This window comes from Paenibacillus solanacearum, from assembly GCF_910593845.1.
Taxonomy (GTDB): Bacteria; Bacillota; Bacilli; order Paenibacillales; family NBRC-103111; genus Paenibacillus_G; species Paenibacillus_G solanacearum.
Genome location: NZ_CAJVAS010000026.1, coordinates 70,612 through 92,874 on the forward strand (window position 1 = coordinate 70,612; position 22,263 = coordinate 92,874).

General features: G+C 54.3%; 21 protein-coding genes, 1 rRNA gene and 2 riboswitches. Of the genes, 4 read left to right on the plus strand and 18 right to left on the minus strand.

From position 1 onward, the window contains the following. Positions 1-297: 297 nt before the first annotated feature. Positions 298-1,479 (minus strand): RCC1 domain-containing protein, encoded by a 1,182-nt coding sequence (locus KXG62_RS22945; RefSeq protein ID WP_218094344.1) that lies wholly within the window; start codon positions 1,477-1,479, stop codon positions 298-300. 722 nt (positions 1,480-2,201) lie between these two features. Next, positions 2,202-2,873 (minus strand): LbetaH domain-containing protein, encoded by a 672-nt coding sequence (locus KXG62_RS22950; RefSeq protein WP_218094345.1) that lies wholly within the window; start codon positions 2,871-2,873, stop codon positions 2,202-2,204. A 289-nt stretch (positions 2,874-3,162) separates the two neighbouring features. Between KXG62_RS22950 and KXG62_RS34425 the strand changes: the two genes are divergently transcribed. Next, entirely contained in the window at positions 3,163-3,294 is a 132-nt protein-coding gene (locus KXG62_RS34425; protein WP_281426964.1) for a hypothetical protein, read from the plus strand. A 101-nt stretch (positions 3,295-3,395) separates the two neighbouring features. Here KXG62_RS34425 and purD read toward each other — a convergent pair whose 3' ends face one another. From purD to KXG62_RS23020, 14 genes are all read right to left on the minus strand, one after another. After that, positions 3,396-4,655, minus strand: coding sequence for a phosphoribosylamine--glycine ligase (purD, locus tag KXG62_RS22955; RefSeq protein WP_218094346.1), 1,260 nt, complete (start codon positions 4,653-4,655; stop codon positions 3,396-3,398). Between the two features lie 14 nt (positions 4,656-4,669). After that, positions 4,670-5,398, minus strand: coding sequence for an IMP cyclohydrolase (locus tag KXG62_RS22960; protein WP_218094347.1), 729 nt, complete (start codon positions 5,396-5,398; stop codon positions 4,670-4,672). Positions 5,399-5,465: 67 nt separating this feature from the next. Beyond that, positions 5,466-6,653: a phosphoribosylaminoimidazolecarboxamide formyltransferase gene (locus KXG62_RS22965; RefSeq protein ID WP_218094348.1), complete on the minus strand. Its 1,188-nt coding sequence runs from the start codon at positions 6,651-6,653 to the stop codon at positions 5,466-5,468. Next, on the minus strand, positions 6,650-7,285 hold the full coding sequence (gene purN / locus KXG62_RS22970) for a phosphoribosylglycinamide formyltransferase (protein ID WP_218094349.1): 636 nt from the start codon (positions 7,283-7,285) through the stop codon (positions 6,650-6,652). Before purN ends, KXG62_RS22965 begins: the two co-directional genes overlap by 4 nt. Continuing rightward, complete coding sequence (purM, locus tag KXG62_RS22975) at positions 7,282-8,322, minus strand: phosphoribosylformylglycinamidine cyclo-ligase (RefSeq protein ID WP_218094350.1); 1,041 nt, start codon at positions 8,320-8,322, stop codon at positions 7,282-7,284. The genes purN and purM overlap by 4 nt, the downstream gene beginning before the upstream one ends. Before the next feature lie 339 nt (positions 8,323-8,661). Further along, complete coding sequence (purF, locus tag KXG62_RS22980) at positions 8,662-10,176, minus strand: amidophosphoribosyltransferase (RefSeq protein WP_218094351.1); 1,515 nt, start codon at positions 10,174-10,176, stop codon at positions 8,662-8,664. Next, the gene (purL, locus tag KXG62_RS22985; RefSeq protein ID WP_218094352.1) at positions 10,161-12,407 is read right to left on the minus strand and encodes a phosphoribosylformylglycinamidine synthase subunit PurL; all 2,247 of its coding nucleotides are present in this window, start codon (positions 12,405-12,407) and stop codon (positions 10,161-10,163) included. The genes purF and purL overlap by 16 nt, the downstream gene beginning before the upstream one ends. Continuing rightward, positions 12,385-13,080 (minus strand): phosphoribosylformylglycinamidine synthase subunit PurQ, encoded by a 696-nt coding sequence (gene purQ, locus KXG62_RS22990; protein WP_218094353.1) that lies wholly within the window; start codon positions 13,078-13,080, stop codon positions 12,385-12,387. The genes purL and purQ overlap by 23 nt, the downstream gene beginning before the upstream one ends. Before the next feature lie 21 nt (positions 13,081-13,101). Further along, positions 13,102-13,344 carry a phosphoribosylformylglycinamidine synthase subunit PurS gene (gene purS / locus KXG62_RS22995; protein ID WP_218094354.1) on the minus strand — a complete coding sequence of 81 codons (243 nt, stop codon included), beginning with the start codon at positions 13,342-13,344 and terminating at the stop codon, positions 13,102-13,104. Positions 13,345-13,585: 241 nt separating this feature from the next. Then, positions 13,586-14,482 (minus strand): phosphoribosylaminoimidazolesuccinocarboxamide synthase, encoded by an 897-nt coding sequence (locus tag KXG62_RS23000; protein ID WP_218094355.1) that lies wholly within the window; start codon positions 14,480-14,482, stop codon positions 13,586-13,588. A gap of 24 nt (positions 14,483-14,506) precedes the next feature. After that, positions 14,507-15,802, minus strand: a complete 1,296-nt coding sequence (gene purB, locus KXG62_RS23005; protein ID WP_218094356.1) for an adenylosuccinate lyase — start codon at positions 15,800-15,802, stop codon at positions 14,507-14,509. 33 nt (positions 15,803-15,835) lie between these two features. Next, positions 15,836-17,029, minus strand: coding sequence for a 5-(carboxyamino)imidazole ribonucleotide synthase (gene purK, locus KXG62_RS23010; protein ID WP_218094357.1), 1,194 nt, complete (start codon positions 17,027-17,029; stop codon positions 15,836-15,838). Beyond that, positions 17,026-17,511: a 5-(carboxyamino)imidazole ribonucleotide mutase gene (gene purE / locus KXG62_RS23015; protein ID WP_218094358.1), complete on the minus strand. Its 486-nt coding sequence runs from the start codon at positions 17,509-17,511 to the stop codon at positions 17,026-17,028. Before purE ends, purK begins: the two co-directional genes overlap by 4 nt. A gap of 285 nt (positions 17,512-17,796) precedes the next feature. Next, positions 17,797-17,898: riboswitch (purine riboswitch) on the minus strand. 143 nt (positions 17,899-18,041) lie between these two features. Beyond that, positions 18,042-18,734, minus strand: a complete 693-nt coding sequence (locus tag KXG62_RS23020; RefSeq protein ID WP_218094359.1) for a DUF6483 family protein — start codon at positions 18,732-18,734, stop codon at positions 18,042-18,044. 158 nt (positions 18,735-18,892) lie between these two features. Next, positions 18,893-19,061: riboswitch (cyclic di-AMP (ydaO/yuaA leader) on the plus strand. A gap of 3 nt (positions 19,062-19,064) precedes the next feature. On the opposite strand from KXG62_RS23020, the gene KXG62_RS23025 reads away from it, so the two are divergent. The 3 genes from KXG62_RS23025 to KXG62_RS23035 all read left to right on the plus strand — a co-directional run bounded on the left by KXG62_RS23025 (position 19,065) and on the right by KXG62_RS23035 (position 21,691). Continuing rightward, positions 19,065-19,949 carry a stalk domain-containing protein gene (locus KXG62_RS23025; protein WP_218094360.1) on the plus strand — a complete coding sequence of 295 codons (885 nt, stop codon included), beginning with the start codon at positions 19,065-19,067 and terminating at the stop codon, positions 19,947-19,949. Positions 19,950-20,130: 181 nt separating this feature from the next. After that, positions 20,131-20,826 (plus strand): polysaccharide deacetylase family protein, encoded by a 696-nt coding sequence (locus KXG62_RS23030; RefSeq protein WP_218094361.1) that lies wholly within the window; start codon positions 20,131-20,133, stop codon positions 20,824-20,826. Between the two features lie 103 nt (positions 20,827-20,929). Continuing rightward, positions 20,930-21,691, plus strand: coding sequence for an AAA family ATPase (locus KXG62_RS23035; RefSeq protein ID WP_218094362.1), 762 nt, complete (start codon positions 20,930-20,932; stop codon positions 21,689-21,691). A 42-nt stretch (positions 21,692-21,733) separates the two neighbouring features. On the opposite strand, the gene KXG62_RS23040 is transcribed toward KXG62_RS23035, so the two are convergent. Then, the gene (locus tag KXG62_RS23040; RefSeq protein ID WP_218094363.1) at positions 21,734-21,931 is read right to left on the minus strand and encodes a hypothetical protein; all 198 of its coding nucleotides are present in this window, start codon (positions 21,929-21,931) and stop codon (positions 21,734-21,736) included. A gap of 232 nt (positions 21,932-22,163) precedes the next feature. Next, a 5S ribosomal RNA gene (gene rrf, locus KXG62_RS23045) occupies positions 22,164-22,263 on the minus strand; the annotation flags it as partial.

Sequence of the window (22,263 nt, forward strand, 5' to 3'; positions counted from 1 at the left end):
CTGATGATGAATTATTTAGCGTCTCGCCCACTTTTTGAATCTTACTTTTGGGACAGACTCTTTTTATTCTCATCGCCTTCATATGATTCTTACAAGCTAAAGTAAACCAAATATCCCAAATTCATGCAACCCGAAAAATGCTAAGTAATGATTTTCAATGGATCCTGTCCGTTACTTTAATGAACGTCAAAAGGAGCTGTCCAGTGGGAGCAGCTCCGCGCTATTCATATCGTCATGGATATGTTATTGAAATTTAATTTCCAATTATTTTCCTAAATTAGATTGATTTTTAAAAAACTATTTTCTGAATTCGACCTGCATCGGCGTTGGGTCAATTTGCAAGGATGGATTGATCCCCCATCTCCAAAGTGTTCCATCTTTCTTAATGGCCGATTCCAAAGAGCCATAATCGGCGCCCACGCTATAACTGTCATTGGTAGTTACGGAGACGACATCGGTCAAACCGGCCACCCGGCTAAACTCTCTCCATTCCGTAGGCGGTTGTTTACCAAGTGCCTCCACTTTCGTGACGAAAGATCCCCACTGCCAAACGGTACCGTCTTTCTTTACGAAAAGCGCATGATCACCGGTATTGCCCCAGTCCACAATGTCTGTAATTTTCTCCACCTTAGCAGGTTCAGCACTTTGTGGATTCCGCCAGTGGTCGTAGTCTTTTCCATTGGCTAACTTACCATAGCCCCAGATCCAGAAGGAACCGTCTTTACTTAGTGCGGAATCTCTCCGAATCTGTACGATATCGTGCAATTCTTTGATTTGTACAGCCGGTGCAGTACGGATGTTATTGAATATATCTATATTATCAACACCACCTCGATTACCTGTGTCGATATACCATACCGTTCCATCATCTTTCAAAAAAGTAATCCCCTTCGATCCGAAGGCAAAATCCTTTACATGGTCAATTCCGTTCACAACAGAAGTCTCGGGATTAAAGTTGAAAGTCGGACTGTCCCTAAGCCAGCGGGGAATCGCCCCGAAGGTCCAAACCTTACCGGTGGCATCAAGAGCAATGCCTATCATAGCTCCTAACTCTTCAGCCTTAACAATATGCTCAATATGCTTCAGGACAGGGAATTGCTCTTCCCTCATGGAGGGTACCTGTTGGCTAATGTTCATCCGTTCCTCGTCTGAAGTGTCTTCTTCGATCGTCCATACGGTCCCATCCGCTTTCAAGCCAAATTGCATATTGCTCGAAGATATGCTTACATATCGATCCAGGTCTTTAGCCTTTACCATCGGTTTAGAATAGAAGTTGTCTTTGACCGTAATGGTATGCATAGCTGGAATCCACACATTCCCTTGATCGTCAAGAGCCAAAAGATTCGCCGCCTGCGCAATCTTCGGCTCGCCACCGGTGGTTGCACGAGCAGTTTGCGGGGGCTGAATCAATAGCGTACTCACTGCTAAAGCAACCGATGCTGTCATCAACCATTTCTTTGACCATGATTTCATGTTCATTGATTTTACCTCCTAAATGTATATTTAATTGGAAATTTTAGTAAATATCCACATCAATAGACGATCCACACGATAGAAATGTTGCATATATTTTACAATATAATGACCGATTCGAATTGTGTCGCATTCTAATTAGCTTGGGTTATTCAATTTCAATTCCTGCAGCTTTATCCTGCTTCTTGCAACTGCCGCGACGAATCTGATGCGCTATCACGACTCTAGTACTATACAAAGCCTGTCAGAATAGTTAAAATCATGCTGAGGGGGTGTTGAAAATCGATTTAGAAGGCTTTTTATTTGGGAGTATGTTAGTACTGGCACTATCCATATCGATAGGTTATGTGATTTATAAAGTTATGAAAATTCATAATCGATCCACTTTAATAATACAATCGCTTGGATTGGGATTTATTTTATTTGCAGTTGCATCCGTGGTATCGCTTTTCATATTCACCGATGCATTAAATTTAGTATTTGTCTGGATCATATACGTTTTAGCTTACATATTAAGTAGTTTAATAAACGTTTTGATCATCGTTTTTAAGAAGCGTTCTGCAATTCAGTCAGCATTAGACAGCAACCGTCTTTAGTTACCTCTGTTGAGAATGTTGACGGGATCGTTGTCACGATTTGTAATAGCCTTTTACCGTAACGCGGCTTCCGGTCCACGCCGGCGGCCGCATTTTAGTTTAATAGGCTATCGTTACCATCGTACTATGAGTTCAATCTTCTTTACGAATAGGCACTTTTGTTCCATCCTGTTTATATATCACACCTTCTGGAATTACGCCTCTTGGGTTACTTAGCGGATATATCATCGAACCCCTGCCTATAATAGTGCCCGGGTTTACCACCGCATTGCATCCGATTTCAACTTCGTCACCAACAATCGCGCCGAACTTCATCAAACCCGTAGCAATGGTTTCTTCGGGGGACAACTTGATCGACACTTCCGTTTTGTTAGACTTCATATTAGATAGGATAGCGCCTGCTCCCATATGCGATTTGTATCCCATGATGGAATCACCAACATAGTTAAAGTGCGGCGCTTGTACTTTATCAAACAAAATTGCATTTTTCAATTCAGTTGAGTTGCCCACAACTGCATCACTACCGATAATTACGTTCTCCCTGATGTACGCACAATGTCTTAGATGTGCGTTTGCACCAACAATACAAGGCCCTACAATATTCACGGTCTTATCGATTTTCGCAGTTGAATGGACCCATATCCCCTTTTCCATTTCGTTGTATTCCGTCCCTAAAGATTGTACAACTTCATGAAATCGGTTCTTTAAATCGCGAATCACCACCCAGGGATAAGCCGTATTAAACAAATGCTTTGCTTGTGTATGTTCAATATTCAAATAATGTTCAAACTGTAATTTCTTCATCTACACGACTCCCCGCATCCAATTTTTACAACTCCATTCGGTTCCTACCATAGTACGCAAACCGATCAATAAAAAAGTGATCCTATTCAATTACATCACGCCACAACCAAATGATACCATAATATGGATATATATACTCCATTATCCTGTCCGTTACTTCCCTGCTTCGTGTAGTTTTGCCAGCTCATCTGATAGACTTTGGAAGCGATCGGCGAACCATTGGGTAATAATAACTGCAACGCAGGGAATGCTAGCTAGCAACGACAGGAGACTGGAGGCATTCGCTGCTATGGATCATCTACAACGGTTCCTCGAACACTACGGACTTTCCGCCATTCTTGTGATCGGCGCGCTTCTCGCCATCTACATCGTATATAAGAATTGGGATAAAATCGTGATCAAAGGCAGCGGGCGCAAATAACCCCGCTTGCCGCAAACAAAAAAGCAGGCGGGAGAGGAACGAAACGTTCCTCCCTGCCTGCTTGGCTTGCGCTTATAACAGCAATGTTTGCCTATGTCACGCTATACAAGCGCTTTTTTGGCGATATCCGAGCGGTAATGCTTCCCTTGAAAACGAATACGGTCCGCCTCCGCATACGCCTTAGCCCGCGCTTCCGCGATGTCTTTGCCCAGCGCGGTAACGCCGAGCACGCGACCGCCGTTCGTGACGATAGCGCCGTCCTTTACAGCCGTACCGGCGTGGAAGACGATGGCGTCCTGCACCTGGTCGAGCCCTTCGATCGGCAGTCCTTTCGGGTAGGGACCCGGATAGCCTTCGGACGCGAGAATGACGCATACGGCCGCCTCGTCGCTCCACTCGATGTTCATTTGATCAAGCCGTCCGTTAACAGCGGCAAGGAAAATATCGAGCAGATCGGTCTTCAGCCGCGGCAGCACAACCTGCGTTTCCGGGTCGCCGAAGCGAGCATTGAACTCGATCGTTTTCGGTCCGTTCGGCGTGAGCATGAGACCAGCGAACAGCACGCCACGGAACGGCCGGCCTTCCGCGACCATTGCTTTCGCCGTTGGCTTGATGATCGTTTCGATCGATTCCTCGATCACCGATTGCGGAATATGCGGCAGCGGTGTGTACGTGCCCATGCCGCCGGTATTCGGTCCTTTGTCGCCGTCGAACACGGCCTTGTGGTCCTGCGCAGGCACCATCGGGCATACCGTCTCGCCGTCGACGAAGGAGAGAATCGACATTTCCTGTCCCGTCAAAAATTCCTCGATGACAACCTGATTGCCGGAATCGCCGAAAACCTTCGCTACCATGATCTCATGCAGCGCTTGTTCCGCCTCTTCGAGCGTCTGGGCGACGACGACGCCTTTGCCCGCGGCAAGCCCGTCCGCTTTAATGACGATCGGCGCCTGCTGCTTGCGCAAATACGCAACAGCCTCGTCGTAACTCTCGAACGACTCGTAAGCGGCCGTAGGGATATTGTATTTTTTCAGCAGCTGCTTCGTGAACACTTTGCTGCCTTCGATGATCGCCGCATTTTGACGTGGGCCGAATACGGTAATGTTCTTGCCCTCCAGATGATCGACGATGCCTTCCGACAACGGGTCATCCGGACCGATGACGACCAGATCGATCGTATGATCGAGCGCGAACTGCGCGATCTCTTCGAATTGATTCACCTGAATCGGCACACATTCCGCGACCGATGCAATGCCGCCGTTGCCCGGCGCGCAGTACAGCTCCTGGACCTTCGGGCTTTTGCGCAATGCCCAGCAAATCGCATGCTCGCGGCCGCCGCCGCCTACAACCAATATCCGCACTTGTTCAGCTCCCCCTAATCCTTGTTTACGACAAGCAGCTCTGCCGCCCCGTCGGTCAGACGGATCGTTTTGACCAGCAGCGCAATTTTATTCTCATCGTTCAGCGCGTTCCAGTACGTATCCGCGATTTGCCGCGCATCGTCGAACAGCGGCACGAGCGCCGGCTCGCCTTGAAACGACGGCAGCGGGTTTCCATCTCCCGCATACGTGTGGATGCAATGTCCGAGGCCGGGCAGCGCCTTCTCGTACGAATACGTGTGACGCAGCGTCTGATCCTCGGTGTTGGCGCTCGACTTCAAGATCGACAGCTTGTACGCAAACTGCTCATCGCGCAGGTCGACAATGCCGCTGATGCGCGGCGTAAAGTTCGGTGCGTCCGGCTCATACGTCCGGGTCGCCAGCGCCGACTCGAATGAACCGCCGGCTTGCAGCGCTTCATGAATCGTGTCGGTCTGATCGCCATTCGTTACGATATGGGCGCCGTTCACATGCTTCACCGGATAATAAATAATTAAGGACGGGTCCGTCAGCTTGGCCGGGTCTTTTGCTTCCGTGCGCAGGAAGCCGTTCGCTTCCTCAATGAATACCCGGTTGCGGCTGTTCTCGCTCCGGCCCATAATCCAATACACTTGCACGAGGCGCGTGCCATCCGGCGTTAAGCCGATAATGATGCCGCGTCCCGGATATACGTTATCCTGCAGGCTGTTCAAATATTGTTCCGCTTGCGCGGCTCTCGTCGTCACAGGTTGTCTCCCCCTCGAATTATGTTGACAACTGACACTTGCGATGCATAGTGTATCAGTTGCAACGTTAGTGATGGAACAAACGCACGCCGGAATACACCATCACCATGCCGTAATCGTTCGCGGCTTGGACGACTTCCTCGTCGCGCATGGAGCTGCCCGCCTGGACAACATATTTGACGCCGCTGCGGCTGGCGCGGTCCAGGTTGTCCCGGAACGGCAGAAACGCATCCGAGCCATAGGAAACGCCTTGCAGCTTGCTCAGCCAGTCGTGCTTCTGCTCGCGAGTCAGCTTGGCCGGCACTTCGTCGAAGCAGGCTTCCCATGCCGCTTGCTCCACCGGTGTAAGCTCCTCTTCGAGCCACAAATCGATGGCATTGTTTTGCTCCGCGCGGGACAAGCCTTGACGGAACTTCATACCGAGCGCGGCCGGATGCTGGCGAAGGAACCAGCGGTCGGCTTTGTCGCCGGCCAGACGCGTACAGTGAATGCGGGACTGTTGACCGGCGCCGATGCCGATCGTCTGTCCGTCGAGCGTATAGCAGATGGAGTTGGATTGCGTATATTTCAGCGTGACGAGTGCGATGAGCATATCCCGCTTCGCATTATCCGGCAGTTCTTTGTTTTCGGTGACGATTTTCTCCAGCGCGCTGGCGTCGATAACCGCATCATTGCGCTCCTGCTGAAAAGACAGGCCGAACAGAGTGCGGGTTTCGACCGGGTCCGCTACGTAGTCCGGGTCGATTTGCAGAATAAGGTATCCGCCGTTCTTCTTCGCCTTCAAAATCTCCAGCGCTTCGTCCGTATACCCCGGCGCCACGACCAGATCGGATACTTCGCGCTTCAGCAGCTGCGCCGTCGAAGCGTCAACGACATCGCTGAGCGCCGCGGCGTCGCCAAACGAAGACATACGGTCGGCGCCTCTTGCCCGCGCGTAAGCGGTCGCCAGCGGCGACAACTCGAGCCCTTCCACGAAGTAAGCTTTCTTCAGCTCCGGCGTCAACGGCGCGGCTACAGCGGCTCCTGCGGGGCTGACGTGCTTGAACGATGCGGCCGCCGGCAGTCCGGTTGCGCGGCGCAGCTCGCGCGCAAGCTGGAAGCCGTTAAGCGCGTCAAGCAGATTGATGAACCCTGGATCGCCGTTCAGCACTTTGATCGGCAGCGGGCCGTCGCTCCACAGTTTGGCTTGCTTTTGATGCGGGTTCATGCCGTAACGAAGCTCGATGACGTTCGTTTGGTTCGCAGTCTGGCTCATTGTACGATCATCCCATCTTTCGTTTTAGGTTGAGCCGCTTGCTTCAGGTCGATTGCGCCTTCGGCAATGGCTTGAATGACTTGCGGGTACAGCACATGTTCGATCGGATGTATTTTTTCGCTTAACGATTGCTCCGTATCGTCCGGCTCCACGTTGACGGCGCGCTGGGCGAGGACCGGCCCGCTGTCGAGGCCGCCGTCCACCAGATGAACGGTGACGCCGGTGATTTTCACGCCATGCTCAAGTGCCTGGCGAACGGCGTGAAGACCGGGGAAGGAAGGCAGCAGCGACGGATGAATGTTGATCATACGTCCCCAATACGCATCGACTAGCACGCTCGTGATGATCCGCATGTAACCGGCCAGCACGACGAGCTCGACTCCCTTTTCCTGCAGCAGCGCCAATATTTCTTGCTCATACGCTTCGCGGGAAGCATAGTCTTTCGGTTTGAACGTATGGGCCGGCACGCCGGCTTTCTGAGCACGTTCGACCACTTCGGCTTGCGGCCGGTCGCAGACAAGCAGCTCGATGCGCGCATCGAGCCGTCCTTCCTGTACTGCATTTACGATCGCCTGGAAGTTGCTCCCGCTCCCGGAAGCAAAAACGGCGATGCGCAGCGGCTTCGTTGTCATACAACCGCCCCGTTAAACGTGACGATGCGCTCTCCGTCGGTAATGCGGCCAAGCGTATATGCCTTCTCGCCCTGCTGTGCGAACAGCTCGACAGCCTTCGCCGCGTCTTCCTCGGCTACAACGACGACCATCCCGATGCCCATGTTGAACGTACGGAACATGTCGTTGTTGCTGATGCCGCCTTCACGCTGCATCAGCTCGAAGATCGGCAGAATCGGCCAAGAGCCGTAGTCGATTTGAGCGTTGACGCTGTCCGGAAGCACGCGCGGAATATTCTCAAGGAAACCGCCGCCCGTAATGTGCGCCATTCCCTTGATTCCCACCTGCTCCAGAACGGCAAGCACCGGCTTCACATACAGCTTCGTCGGTGCAAGCAGCACGTCGCCCAGACGTGCGCCGAGGGCGTCGATGTGGTCGTGCAGGCCGTAGCCTTTTTCCTCAAGCAGCAGCTTGCGGACGAGCGAGAACCCATTGCTGTGCACGCCGCTGGAGGCCAGACCGAGCACAACGTCGCCCGGACGAATCGTGGAGCCGTCAATGATCTTCTTCTTGTCAACGATGCCGACGGTAAAGCCGGCGATATCGTATTCGCCTTCGCTGTACATGCCCGGCATTTCCGCCGTTTCGCCGCCGATCAGCGCGCAGCCCGATTGCACACAGCCGTCGCTGATGCCCTTGATGATCGCTTCGATCTTCTCCGGCACGACTTTGTCGCAAGCCAAATAATCGAGGAAGAACAGCGGCTCCGCGCCCTGCACCACAATATCGTTCACGCACATAGCGACGGCGTCGATGCCGATCGTATCGTGCTTATCCATCGCGAACGCGATTTTCAGCTTCGTGCCGACACCGTCGGTTCCGGAGACGAGCACAGGCTCCTCGTATTTGTCCTTGTTCAAGCCGAACAGCGCGCCGAAGCCGCCAAGATCGGTAAGCACCTCGGGACGGAACGTCGTTTTAACGTGTTTTTTCATGCGCTCTACCGCTTCGTTGCCGGCCGCGATATCGACTCCGGCTTTTTTATATGCATCGGACACTTGGTATTTCCTCCTCATATCGGGAGCTTTGAGCGAAGCTCAAAGTCTCTCTTCTTGTGGTTAAATTCGGTGTAGGCCAGTCTCATACGGTGATCGCTTGTACCTTACCCAAGACCCCGGGCGCATGCGGTCGGTCTGCGGTCTCTCTTGAAAATGAGTTCCATGAATCTTACCCATACGGTAAGAACTCATTTTCAAAGGAGCCGCGTACACGCTTCGACGGTCTCATGCCCCTCGCCATTCCGGTCTAAGCAGAACCGGGGTGAGTGCTTTACACTCGTCTAACCCCGCTTTGGTAAAAAGAAGGCGGTCGCTGTGCGCAGGCCGCCGTTATATCCCTTAATCGCAGCCGCAGCCGAGTGCCGCTTCATCCGGAACCGGCGTCGGGTAGCGATTGTCAAAACAGGCGGTACAGTAGCCGCGTGTCGCATCCGAAGTCGTGTGGCCGATCGCTGTCAGCAGCCCTTCCTTGCTGAGGAAATGCAGTGAATCGGCATTGATCGCCTGGCGAATTTCTTCGATCGATTTCACGGCAGCGATCAGCTCCGTACGGCTTGGCGTATCGATGCCGTAGAAGCACGGATTCGCGAACGGCGGGGAGCTGATTCGCATATGGACTTCCTTCGCTCCCGCTTCGCGGAGCAGATTAACGATCCGCAGCGATGTCGTGCCGCGTACGATCGAGTCGTCGATAATGACGACGCGCTTGCCGGCCACGATGCTGCGCACGGCGGACAGCTTCATCTTCACGCCCTGCTCGCGCAGCTCCTGGCTCGGCTGAATGAACGTCCGGCCAGTGTAGCGGTTTTTGATCAGCCCGAGCTCGTAAGGGATGCCGGTCTGCTCGGCGTAGCCGATCGCCGCCGAAATGCTCGAATCCGGCACGCCGGTGACGACATCCGCGTCGACGAACGATTCCATCGCGAGCTGGCGGCCCATCCGCTTGCGCGCGGAATGGATGTTCACCGCATCGATGTCGCTGTCCGGACGCGCGAAGTAAATATACTCCATCGCGCATACGGCGCGCTGCTTGATCGGGGAGAACCGGTCCTCCGTTACGCGCCCGGTTTTCATATCGAGCACGAGCAGCTCGCCCGGCTCGATGTCACGGTAATACTGCGCGCCCACCGCATCGAAGGCACATGATTCCGAAGCGAACAGCCAGGCCGTGCCGAGCCGTCCTGCCACGAACGGGCGCAGGCCGTGCGGATCGCGCGCGACGATCAGCTTATCCTGGGCCATGAACAGGAATGCATAAGCGCCCTCCACCTTGAGCAGCGCTTCCTTGACAGCCGATACGATATCGTCGTGCTTGGAACGCGCGATCAGATGCGCCACGACCTCCGTGTCGCTCGTCGTTTGGAAGATCGACCCCTGCTTCTCCAGATCTTTCTTGATCTGCGGCGCATTGGTCAAGTTGCCGTTCGTCGCAACGGCCAGGTCGCCTTCGCGGTATTTGAAGACGAGCGGCTGGGCGTTGGCCAGCTTGCTCTCGCCGGAAGTCGAGTAACGCACGTGGCCGATGGCCGTGGAGCCGGTCATCGGACCGAGAATGTCGTTGTTGAACACTTCCTTGACGAGCCCCATGCCGCGGTGATACTTGAATTCCTCGCCGCTCCCGGCGACGCAGATGCCCGCGCTTTCTTGACCGCGGTGCTGCAGCGCATGCAAGCCGTAGTAGGACAGGGAAGCGGCTTCGGCGTGACCAAACACGCCGAATACACCGCACTCCTCGCCCAGCTTGTCGAACAAGCCGTTATGAGCCGCAACGCCTTCGTTATAGTAATCTCCCGTCCAAAGACGCGGAGCTTGCTGCTTTACTCCTTGTCCGCCGACTTTTATTTCATCAGACATGGAATCGCATCCTTCCAGACCTTTTCTAGCTGTGCTACAGATGCATCAATTGCCGATTGCCCGTTTACCGATACTTGCAGAGTCTCGCCGCCGACCGTACCGATCGCTTGCACCGGAACGCCTTGTGCCGCGATATACTGCTGGAGCGCGTCCGCTTTGTCCTGCGAAGCGCTGAGCAGGATGCGCGACTGGCTTTCGCTGAACAGCGCAACGTCATTGCGCAGCCCGGATGCCGCGAAGTCGACCTTCGCGCCGAGGCGGCCGCTTATGCAGCTCTCCGCGAGCGCTACGGCAAGACCGCCTTCGGACAAGTCATGTGCCGAGGACACAAGCCCTTGCTGAATCGCACCGAGCACGGCGCCCAGCAGCTTCTGCTCGACGTCCAGATCGATTTGCGGCGGACGGCCTTCCGTTACGCCATGCAGCACGTATTGGAATTCGCTGCCGCCAAGCTCCGCTTTCGTGTCGCCGAGCAGCAGGATGACGTCGCCTTCGTTCTTGAAGCTTTGCGTTGTAATGTGATCCGTATCGTGAACGAGACCGACCATACCGACAACCGGCGTCGGATAGATCGCGCCCTTTGAATTTTCGTTGTACAAGCTGACGTTGCCGCCGATGACCGGCGTATTCAGCTTGCGGCAAGCTTCCGCCATGCCGTCGACCGCTTTTTCCAACTGCCAGAAAATTTCCGGCTTCTCCGGGCTGCCGAAGTTCAGGTTATCTGTAATCGCCAGCGGCTCCGCGCCGGTGCAGACGTTGTTGCGCGCCGCTTCGGCGACGGCGATTTTGCCGCCTACTTCCGGATCGAGATACACGAACCGGCCATTGCAGTCCGTCGACATCGACAGCGCCTTGCGCGAGTCGCGAATCGTCACGACCGCCGCATCGGATCCCGGCCGAACCGCCGTGCTGGTGCGTACCATATAGTCGTACTGGTTATATACCCACTCTTTGCTCGCTACGGTTGGGGAAGCCAGCACCTTTTGCAAGGCCTCGTTCAAATCCGTTACTTCCGGATAGCGCAGCGTGTCCACGTTCGCATTCGCTTCGTAATAGGCCGGCACTTGGGACGGCTTATGGTACATCGGGCATTCGTCGACCAACGCCGTTACCGGCATGTCGCCAACAAGCTCGCCCTTATGGTACAGCTTCAGGTTGCCGTCGTCGGTCACTTTGCCAACCTTCGCGCAGTGCAGTCCCCAACGTTCGAAGATGGCCTTCGCCTGTGCTTCATGCTCCGGCTTCACGACGAACAGCATCCGCTCCTGCGATTCCGACAGCATCATTTCGTAAGGCGTCATGCCTTCTTCGCGCTGCGGCACTTCATCGAGATACAGCTCCATCCCGTTGCCCGCTTTGCTCGCCATTTCCGAACTGGAACAGGTCAAACCGGCCGCGCCCATATCCTGAATGCCGACGACGATGCCCGAGTTGATCAGCTCGAGGCAGGCTTCCAGCACGAGCTTCTCCATGAACGGGTCGCCAACCTGTACCGCCGAGCGCTTCGCTTCCGATTCGGCCGTCAAGTCTTCCGACGCGAACGTCGCGCCGTGGATGCCGTCGCGGCCGGTTGCCGGTCCGACATAGAACACCGGGTTGCCTACGCCCTTGGCAACGCCCTTCTGGATTTTATCGTGATCAATCAGGCCCACGCACATTGCATTGACGAGCGGATTCCCCTCATAGCTTTCATCGAACATCACTTCGCCGCCGACGGTCGGAATGCCGATGCAGTTCCCGTAGCCGGCAATCCCCGATACGACGTGCTCGAACAAATACTTGACCCGGTCGCTCTCCAGCCGGCCGAAGCGCAGCGAGTTGAGCACCGCCACCGGACGCGCGCCCATGGAGAAGATATCGCGGATGATCCCGCCGACCCCTGTCGCCGCGCCTTGATAAGGCTCGACTGCGGAAGGATGATTATGGCTTTCGATTTTGAACACGACGGCCTGGTTATCGCCGATATCGACGATGCCCGCACCTTCGCCAGGACCCATCAGGACGCGCGGTCCGCTAGTCGGGAATTTGCGCAGCACCGCTTTGGAGTTTTTGTACGAGCAGTGCTCCGACCACATGACGCTGAATACGCCGATCTCGACGTAATTCGGCTTCCGGCCCAAAAATCCGCACACCTTCTCGTATTCCTCGTCCGTCACGCCGAACTGCTTGTATATTTTTTGCTCCGCGATTTGTTCCGCCGTTGGTTCCTTAGCCGATAACAGCTGCGCCATGTTTCTCCCTCCAAGTGCTCAGTATCGATGTGAACATTCGTTTGCCGTCCGCCGAGCCGAGCAGTTCGCTGACTGCCCGTTCCGGGTGCGGCATCATGCCGAGCACATTGCCCGCCTTGTTGCTTACGCCCGCGATATCGTCGATCGAACCGTTCGGGTTGTTGCCCGCTTCATAGCGGAATACGATTTGGCCGTTCGCTTGCATCTCGGCCAGCGTTTCCGCGTCGCAATAATAATTGCCTTCGCCGTGAGCGATCGGGATATGGATCAGCTCGCCTTGATTGTACTCCGATGTAAAAGGCGTATTCGCATTTTCCACTTTAAGCAGCGCCTGATGGCAGCGGAATTTGAGCGAATTGTTGCGCATCAGCGCGCCGGGCAGCAGTCCTGCTTCCGTTAAAATTTGGAACCCGTTGCAAATGCCAAGCACGTACTTGCCTTCGGCCGCCGCCTTGACCAGCGCACCCATCACCGGGGCGAAACGGGCAATCGCGCCGCAGCGCAAGTAGTCGCCGTACGAAAAACCGCCGGGAACCAGGATGCAATCATATTTCGACAAATCGGTTTCCGTATGCCACACGTAATCCACAGGCTGTCCGATCGTATCTTCCACCGCTTTGTAGCAGTCGATATCACAGTTGGAGCCGGGAAATACCAGTACCGCGAAATTCATAACGCTCCTCCTTTTCTTGGCTTACGCCAGCTCGTAACGGTAGTCCTCGATGACCGTGTTGGCCAGCAGCTTCTCGCACATTGCCTTTACGCGCTCTTCCGCAACCGCGCGGTCGTTCGTATCCAGATCGACTTCCAAATATTTGCCGATTCTCACCTTGCCTACCTCGTCGAATCCCATCGAGTGAAGCGCCCCCTGCACCGCCGTCCCCTGAACATCCAATACGCTTTGCTTGATCGTTACATACACGGTCGCTTTTAACATCGGAATGATAATCTCCCTTCGGATCGTCAATTATGTTCGCTGCTTGTCCTGATTCGTCCTGCGATGGCCGTTTCTTCTATGTTCGGCCGATATCGCGCTTTCGTTCCGTCCCCGATGCCGGTCTACGCTGCTGCCCTTTATGTTCGATTCTTCTCTATTTGTCCGCTCGGTTTCCCCTGTAAAAACCTATATCTCTGCGCAAGCGCCGCCTCAGCCGCCGCTATGCTCTATCCATTCGCTGCTATCCGTTAACCAGCCGGTTATAAATATCGCGGTAACGCCGCGACGTTTCTTCCACCACTTCCGCCGGCAGCGGAGCAGGCTCGCTGTTTTTGTCCCAGTCGGTTCCCGACAAATACGTTCTGACCGGTTCTTTGTCCATGCTGTCGATCTCGATATCGAGCGCGTAGTTTTCCTTAGCCCAGAATCGTGATGAATCCGGCGTAAAAATTTCGTCGATCAGGATGATCTCGCCGTCGATAAGTCCAAACTCGAATTTCGTATCCGCCAAAATGATGCCGCGCTGCTCGCAAAACGCTCTTGCGAACTCATACAGGCGAATGCTCTTCTCCTGCAGCTGCTCCGTCAGCTCCGCGCCGACCAGCTCTTTCATCCGATCAATCGATATATCTTCGTCGTGCCCGACGTCGTTTTTCGCTGCGGGCGTGAACAGCGGCTTCTCCAGCCGGTCGTTTTTGCGCAAGCCTTCCGGCAGCTTATGCCCGTTCACTTCGCCCGACTTCTGGTACTGCCGCCAGCCGCCGCCGGTAATGTAGCCGCGCACGACACATTCGATGTCGATCCGCTGCGCTTTTTTCGTTACCATGAAGCGGTGCTTCATGACCTCGCGGTCCGTAATCAGATCGCCGAGCCGCTCCACGTCCGTATGTACGACATGGTTCGGCTGAATCGCCGCCGTCTGCTCGAACCAGAATGCGCTCAAGCTGTTGAGCACGTTGCCCTTATCCGGCACTGCGGGGCTGAGCACCCAATCGAATGCCGAGATGCGGTCGGTGACCGCGATGAGATAATGCTCGCCCAGATCGTACAGCTCGCGTACTTTGCCTTTGTACAGCAGCGGTGCCTTTACGTACGGCTCCGCACTCGATATGGCGATCGGTTTCGTTTCTCCGTTCATTCGTTCAGCCGCCCTTCCGTCAGATTAGCTCAAGCCGAGCCGTTTGAATATCGTATCGACATGCTTCAAATGCCAGCTCGGGTTAAACGCATCATCAATTTCTTCGAGCGACAAATATTCGCGGATCGCCGGCGTATTCTCCACAATATCGCGGAACGAACGCTGTTCCTCCCATGCCTGCATCGCTTTCGGCTGAACCGTGTCGTAAGCTTGCTCACGGCTGATGCCTTTGTCAATCAGCTTCGTCATCACGCGGCCGGAGAACGGCACGCCGTACGTGCTTTGCATGTTGCGCTTCATGTTTTCGGGGAAGACGGTCAAGTTTTTCACGATATTGCCGAGACGGTTCAGCATATAGTTGAGCAAAATCGTCGCGTCCGGCAAAATGATCCGCTCTACCGAGGAGTGCGAGATGTCCCGCTCATGCCAGAGCGTCACGTTCTCATAAGCGGAAACCATATGGCCGCGAATGACGCGAGCCAGACCCGAGATGCTTTCGCAGCCGATCGGATTGCGCTTATGCGGCATTGCCGACGAGCCTTTTTGGCCTTTGGCGAACGGCTCCTCGACTTCGCGGAATTCGCTCTTCTGCAGCCCGCGAATTTCTGTCGCGAATTTGTCGAGCGACGTAGCGATCAGGGCGAGCGTCGCCATGTATTCGGCGTGGCGGTCGCGCTGCAGCGTCTGGGTCGAGATTGGCGCAGGCTTCGTGCCGAGCTTACCGCACACGTACTCTTCCACGAACGGATCGATGTTGGCATACGTGCCGACTGCGCCGGAAATTTTACCGAACTGCACGCCGTCCGCCGCGAAGCGGAAACGCTCCAAATTGCGCTTCATTTCTTCGTACCACAGCGCCATCTTGAGGCCGAATGTCGTCGGCTCCGCATGCACACCATGCGTCCGTCCCATCATCGGCGTATCTTTGTAAGCAATCGCTTTATCGCGAACGATCTGGATGAACGACTGCAAATCGCGCTCCAATATTTCATTCGCCTGCTTGATTAAGTACCCGAGGGCCGTATCGACGACGTCTGTCGACGTCAAGCCGTAATGCACCCATTTCCGTTCCGGTCCGAGCTTCTCCGATACCGCGCGGGTAAACGCGATCACATCGTGACGGGTCTCCTGCTCGATTTCATAGATCCGGTCGATATTGAAATCGGCGTTTTTCCGCAGCTCGGCTACGTCCTCCTTCGGAATGACGCCAAGCTCCGCCCACGCTTCACAGGATAAAATCTCAACTTCAAGCCAAGCCTTGAATTTATTTTCTTCCGTCCAGATGCGCCCCATCTCGGGTCTTGTGTAACGATCAATCATGGTTTTTCCATCCTCCGTTATTTTCCGTTAAAATCATTCGTGCTTAGCGTCCCATATCTTAGAAGCCTCTATCCAGCGAAACGCCTGCTCCGGCGATTCGGCCAGCACATTCACATGCCCCATCTTGCGGCCCTTCTTCGCTTCCTGCTTGCCGTACAAGTGCACCTTGGCGGTAACGCCGGGCACCCGTTCCGACTCAGGCCGCACGATCCAATCCAGCAGCGGCTGCACATGCTCGCCGAGCACATTGACCATGACGACCGGCGTCAGCAGGCCGGGATCGCCGAGCGGCAAGTTGCAAATCGCGCGTACATGCTGCTCGAACTGCGACGTACGGCACGCTTCCATCGTGTAATGGCCGGAATTGTGCGGCCGCGGCGCCAGCTCGTTAACGTACAGCTCGCCGTCCGCCGTCAAGAACATCTCCACGGCGATGAGCCCGATCACATCCAGCGCCTCTGCAATGCGCAGCGCCATCGCTTCCGCTTCGCGAAGCACTTCCTCCGCAGCGCGGGCAGGGACGATCGACAAGTGCAAAATATTGTTTACGTGCACATTCTCCGCAACGGGGAAAGCTTTGGCCTCCCCTTGCGGACTGCGCGCCGCAATGACCGATATTTCCTTCGCAAAATGGATGAACTGCTCCAGCACCAGCTCCGTTCCCGCCTTGCTCAGCTCCGCGTAAGCCGCTTCCACTTCATCCTGCGAGCGAATGACCCATTGCCCTTTGCCATCGTAGCCGCCGGTCGCCGTCTTGAGCACGCAGGGCGTGCCGAAACGCTGCACCGCTTGACGCAGTTCTTCCGCGCTGCCGATCTCCGCATACGGCGCCACTTTGACGCCTGCCGCTTCGATGGCCCGCTTCTCGCGCAGCCGGTGCTGCGTCGTGTAGAGCAGGCGGCTTCCTTGCGGCACATACGATTCGGACATCAGCAGCGCCGTGACATCGGCGTCTACATTCTCGAATTCGTATGTGATGACGTCCGCTTGCTCGGCCAACTGACGCGCAGCGGCGGCGTCATGATACGTCGCGACGATTTGCCGGTCGGCCACTTGGCCGCAAGGCGCATCCGGCGTCGGATCGAGCGTTACGAAGCGATAGCCCATTTCCCGTCCAGCCAGCGCCAGCATTCGTCCAAGCTGCCCGCCGCCCAGCACCCCGATCGTTGCCCCGGGCGCAATCACTTTGTCCGGGTCATACGCTTTGCTCACTGCCGCCTCTGTCATTCCAGCACGCTCTTTTCGATAACGGTCTGCGCGATCCGCTCGCGGCGCGCCGCGACCTTGCGCTGCAGCTCTTCGTCAAACGCGCCGAGCAGCTGCGCAGCCAGCAGACCGGCGTTTGTCGCGCCGGCATGTCCGATCGCTACCGTTGCCACCGGAATGCCGCCCGGCATCTGCACGATCGACAGCAAGGAATCAAGCCCGTTCAGGGTGGATGTCTTCACCGGCACGCCGATTACCGGCAGCACCGTCTTGGATGCAACCATCCCCGGCAAATGCGCCGCGCCCCCGGCTCCCGCGATAATGACCTTTAGTCCGCGTTCCGCGGCGGAAGCCGCGTATTCGAACATTAAGTCCGGAGTACGGTGTGCGGATACGACCTTCTTCTCATAAGGAACGCCTAATTCGTCAAGCACGTCGCAAGCATGCTTCATCGTTTCCCAGTCGGACTGACTTCCCATAATGACGCCAACAAGTACGGACACTGGATGAACCTCCGATATCGTAGTGTAATGAAGATTTTAAATCGTAACCATGAATATGAGGATATATGAAAAGCTTCTGAGCGAAGCCATTTCGACGAAAGCCATTCGCTATTTATGATGAAACATTTCTTGAAAGATCCGAAACCTGAACCTTTGGTTCAAACTTATACTTTCTGACTTTATAAAAAAACGTCCGGCTGACAGAGCACATACGGATGCGTTCTATCCACTGGACGACAAATAGCCCGAAGCGCAAGCTAGGCCTGGCACAAGCATGCCGACCTTCCTTATCGTTCGTTCGCTCGTAGTCCAAAAATTTATGGTTTTTGGGTAGAAACTTCCGGGCCATATTCCCGACTTTATACGAGATTATTCGACTTTTTTCTGCAAAATCGGATTGATTCCACTGCGTTATTCCCCTCTAAGTTTAACAGCCTTTAACACCGCATGTCAACTACAAAAGACGAACATTAATGAATTTCATTTAAAAAATAGTTCGCATTTATTCCATGTACGCACTGATTTTACGTTTATGTATGCGAATTCGCTTTCATTTTCATTAAATCCTGTATTGTGCTTTGAATTTCGTCCGTCGTCAGCCCCCCTGCCGATATTTTCCCTTCATCTAATAGAAGCCATTTCTCGCACATTCGTATGCCTTCTTCGGCGGCCGCAAGCCTTCGCTCCCATTGTCCGGATTTCTCCAGCTCGTCCAGCCATTGAAACAACGCGTCTTCCGCGTCGGCCAGCTTCCCCGAAGCATTGCAATAAGGTATCAGCTTTTCCAGCAGCTCAGCGCTCTTGGGGGCACGTCCCGCCAAGCCAAGCGCCAGCTCCAACCGCTCATTGAATTCTTCCTTCAATTCGTTTCTAGCGTCCAGTTCCATCGCCGTCAGCAGCAGCTCCGCGCATTTGAGCGCCGACTGCCGCGACGCCGCTTCGTTCCCCGCGTCTTTCCACACGGCCGCTTCCGCATTCAGCAGATCGCCCGCAGCGAGCACTTTCCCTTGGTCGACGCCGCCGTCCTGCGACAGCATCGCGATCAAATCCTTGACCGACAGCGCGCCGAGCAGTTTGGAATTCATGCCAAGCAGCTGTTTCATCGCCTGGCTCAACAGTGCCATCGCCTGCTCCCATTGCGCGTTTCTTCTCGCCGCGGCAGCCTTATATACCGCCACGGCGGCTTGCTCGATCAGTCCTAGAATATAGTCTCGTCTATACATTGTACGCCTCCTTCCAGCTCTGACGGTCATAAACGCCGGCCATCGCACGAATTTATTCTCATTGTACCCCATTCCCGCCCGGGAGGAAAAAGGGGGATTCCATTATTAGGAATGGACTGGATGATTTTATGCATTGAACCGGTACGTACGCTATGTTAAATTACTAGGAGCCGAATCGCGCATTGTTTGCTGTGCGCGTACGGGGGATGAAACACATGGGGTGAATGAATTGGGCGTCGTCATGATATGAGGCGATGGCTGCAATACTAGGGAGCATCCTCTTCCCGAACCCGACAACTAACCTCGGAGGCATTCATAGGAGGGAAATGAATGCAATTAAATATGAAGGGCATGCTCCTCGCATGTTTGTTTGCCCTGCCCGCTGTTTTGCCGGTATGCCACCCCGTGGAGGCAGCCGAATCGCAGCGCGTGGCGGAAGACGTGAAGGTGCAGGTCAACGACAGTCTGGTGCAATTTCCGGACGCACAGCCTTTTCTGGATGAGAATCATAAACTGCGGGTGCCTGCCCGCGCCGTTGCAGACAAGCTTGGCGTTCAAGTGGATTGGGAACCGGCAGGCGCGCAAGTCAAAGTAACGCTGAACAACGGAAAAAAGAGCGTTTCGCTCACGACGGGCGATAACCATATGGTCATTGACGGCAAATCGACCGATATCGCAACACCAGCCGAGCTGATCGACGGTAAGGTCTACGTGCCATTCCGCATGCTCTCCGATACGTTCGGGTACATCAGCCAATGGGATAACTCGAACCGGATCGCCATTCTGGGAACGGACGGCAAGTATTATGCTCCGGCCTGGTACAAGCCAAAGGAAGAGCCGAAGATGGCCGTTATGGCATTCAGCAGCGCTTCCGGCAGCTCCATTCCGGCGTACAGCCAAATCATCGAAGCGAAAGCGACGGCTTATACCGCTTCCCCAAGCGAGAATGGAAGTCATGGTGCCGTCGATTACATGGGCAATCCGCTGCAGTTGGGCACGATCGCCGTCGACCCGAACGTGATCCCGCTCGGCACCAAAGTATATATTGAAGGCTATAATTACGACGGCTTGCCGGACGGCGGCATGTACGCGACGGCAAGCGATATTGGCGGCGCCGTCAAAGGCAATAAAATCGACATTTTCTTGCCCGAGAGCCGTTCCAAAGCAAAAATGTTCGGCGTTCAGCAAGTCAAAATTTATGTTTTAGGTTCCTAAATCTTTCTGCAGCATCATGGACTCATCACTCATCCAATGGCATAAAACAGCCGTCCCTATCGGGACGGCTGTTTTATTTTGTACGCTGCTTTATTTTGCTTGCAGTCGTCACCGAATACTTTTCACCCGTTAGCCCACCCTAACAAAAGAACGACCGAGACCGAGGTGATGTCCGTTGAACATGAAAAAGATTGCTGCGCTGCTGCTCATTGTCTCGCTGATGATTCCCGTTACGACCTCCGCGGCGCCGACACCCGGCAGCGAAGTTGTATGGAATGTACAGACCGATCAGAAGCTGATTGCCCTAACGTTCGACGATGGCCCCAATCCGGTGTATACGCCGCAAATATTGGATTTGCTGAAGCAATATCAAGCCAAGGCGACTTTTTTCGTCCTCGGCAAGCGCGTGAAAATGTACCCGGCCATCGCGATCCGCGAAGTTAACGAAGGCCATGAAATTGCCAATCATACGTTTGACCATCATTTTTTGAAAAACTATCCGCCGGAACGGATCGTGGAAGAAATCCGACAAACGCAGGAAGTCATCTTCGATATTACCGAGCAAATGCCGAGCGTTTTTCGCCCCCCAGGCGGTTTTTACAACGATGCGCTGCTTCAATCGATGAAGGAGGACAAATTGACGGTCGTCATGTGGTCCTGGTATCAGGATACGAAAGACTGGAAGAAGCCGGGCGCCGATAAAATCGTTCAAACCGTGCTAGGCAATGTGCATAACGGCGACATTATCTTATTCCATGATCTTGAGGGGGATTGCAGCCAAACGGTAGAGGCGCTCAAACGCATTTTACCGGAGCTTCAACAGCGAGGCTACCAATTCCTTACCGTATCCGATCTCATCGCCAAAACGCGAAAATAAGCCTTCTCCGTGCTCTTGCCGCAAGCGGCAGGAGCTTATTTCGTTTGTAAGGATTCGCTCCCGATACGGAATTTTATTATAATTCAGTTTAGGAGGTGTAGCCATGGCCTTGGCCGAGAAAGACCCTTATATCCGAAGCTTTGCCCTGCTCCGGGAGAAGGTTCCATCGTTTGCGCAATATCCGTTTCATTTGCCGGCAATCCGAGATTTGGACCGTATCGCGCTCCATCCGAAGGTCACGTATATCGTAGGCGAGAACGGAATGGGGAAATCCACGCTGCTGGAAGCGCTGGCTGTGGCGTGGGGCTTCAACCCGGAGGGCGGAACGATGAACTTCAACTTTTCGACGCAGGATTCTCACTCTACGCTGTATCAATACATTCGAATCGTACGCGGGGTGAATAAACCGCGCGACGGATTCTTCTTTCGGGCGGAGACCTATTACAATCTGGCGACGAACATTGATCAGATGGATCGAGAGCCCGGCTTCGGAGGGAAAATTATCGATTCCTACGGTGGCAAATCGCTGCATGAGCAGTCGCACGGCGAATCGTTCTTCTCTGCATTTTTGCATCGGTTCGGGGGCAATGGCCTGTACATACTTGATGAGCCGGAAGCGGCGCTATCTCCGTTCAAGCAATTGTCCATGCTCTCCCGTATTCATGCGCTGGTCAACAAAAACTCCCAATTCATCATTTCAACCCATTCTCCCATACTCATGGCTTATCCTGATGCGGCGCTGTATCAGCTAACTACTGAAGGCATCCAACCGACCCGCTTGGAGGAAACGGACCATTATGTCATTACCAGGCAGTTTCTGAACAATCGCGAGCGGATGCTTAAGGAGCTGTTTCTGGATGAATAAAAGAAAGAGCGGTTGCATCCGCTCTTCCTTGTCCTTGCGAAATTAAATAGGTTCCCCGTTCTTTTTGTTGTCAAAACGGTGGTCGCGGTTATCAATCGCGCCCGGGTTCGGCGACACCGGCGGATCAATCTGCACTGGAGCGCTGGTCGTACGGGTCTTGTGCAAATCCGTTGCGCCGCTGGCATGCGTGCCGAGCTGGGCCAACTCCTCATTCGGGCTGTTTTTTTGGATTTCGTTCATACAAGGCGTCACCTCCGTCAATGAGTTACGCCTTAGTTTACGGCATACCTGCGGCTTTCATTCAGATCGTTCTTTAGCGAAGATATGATTTTCATGACGCCGGTATAGCAAACCTTCAATCCCCTATACGATTGCTATAGTGTAAAAAAGATAGGAATTCATCCACTCGCCGATCGGTTTCCAGCAATAGCAAAAGAGCCCCATCGGATTACTCCAATGAGACTCTTCTGCTGCTTGGCGACGTTCTACTCTCCCAGGACCCTGCGGTCCAAGTACCATCGACGCTGGAAGGCTTAACGTTCGTGTTCGGGATGGGTACGCGTGGTTCCCTT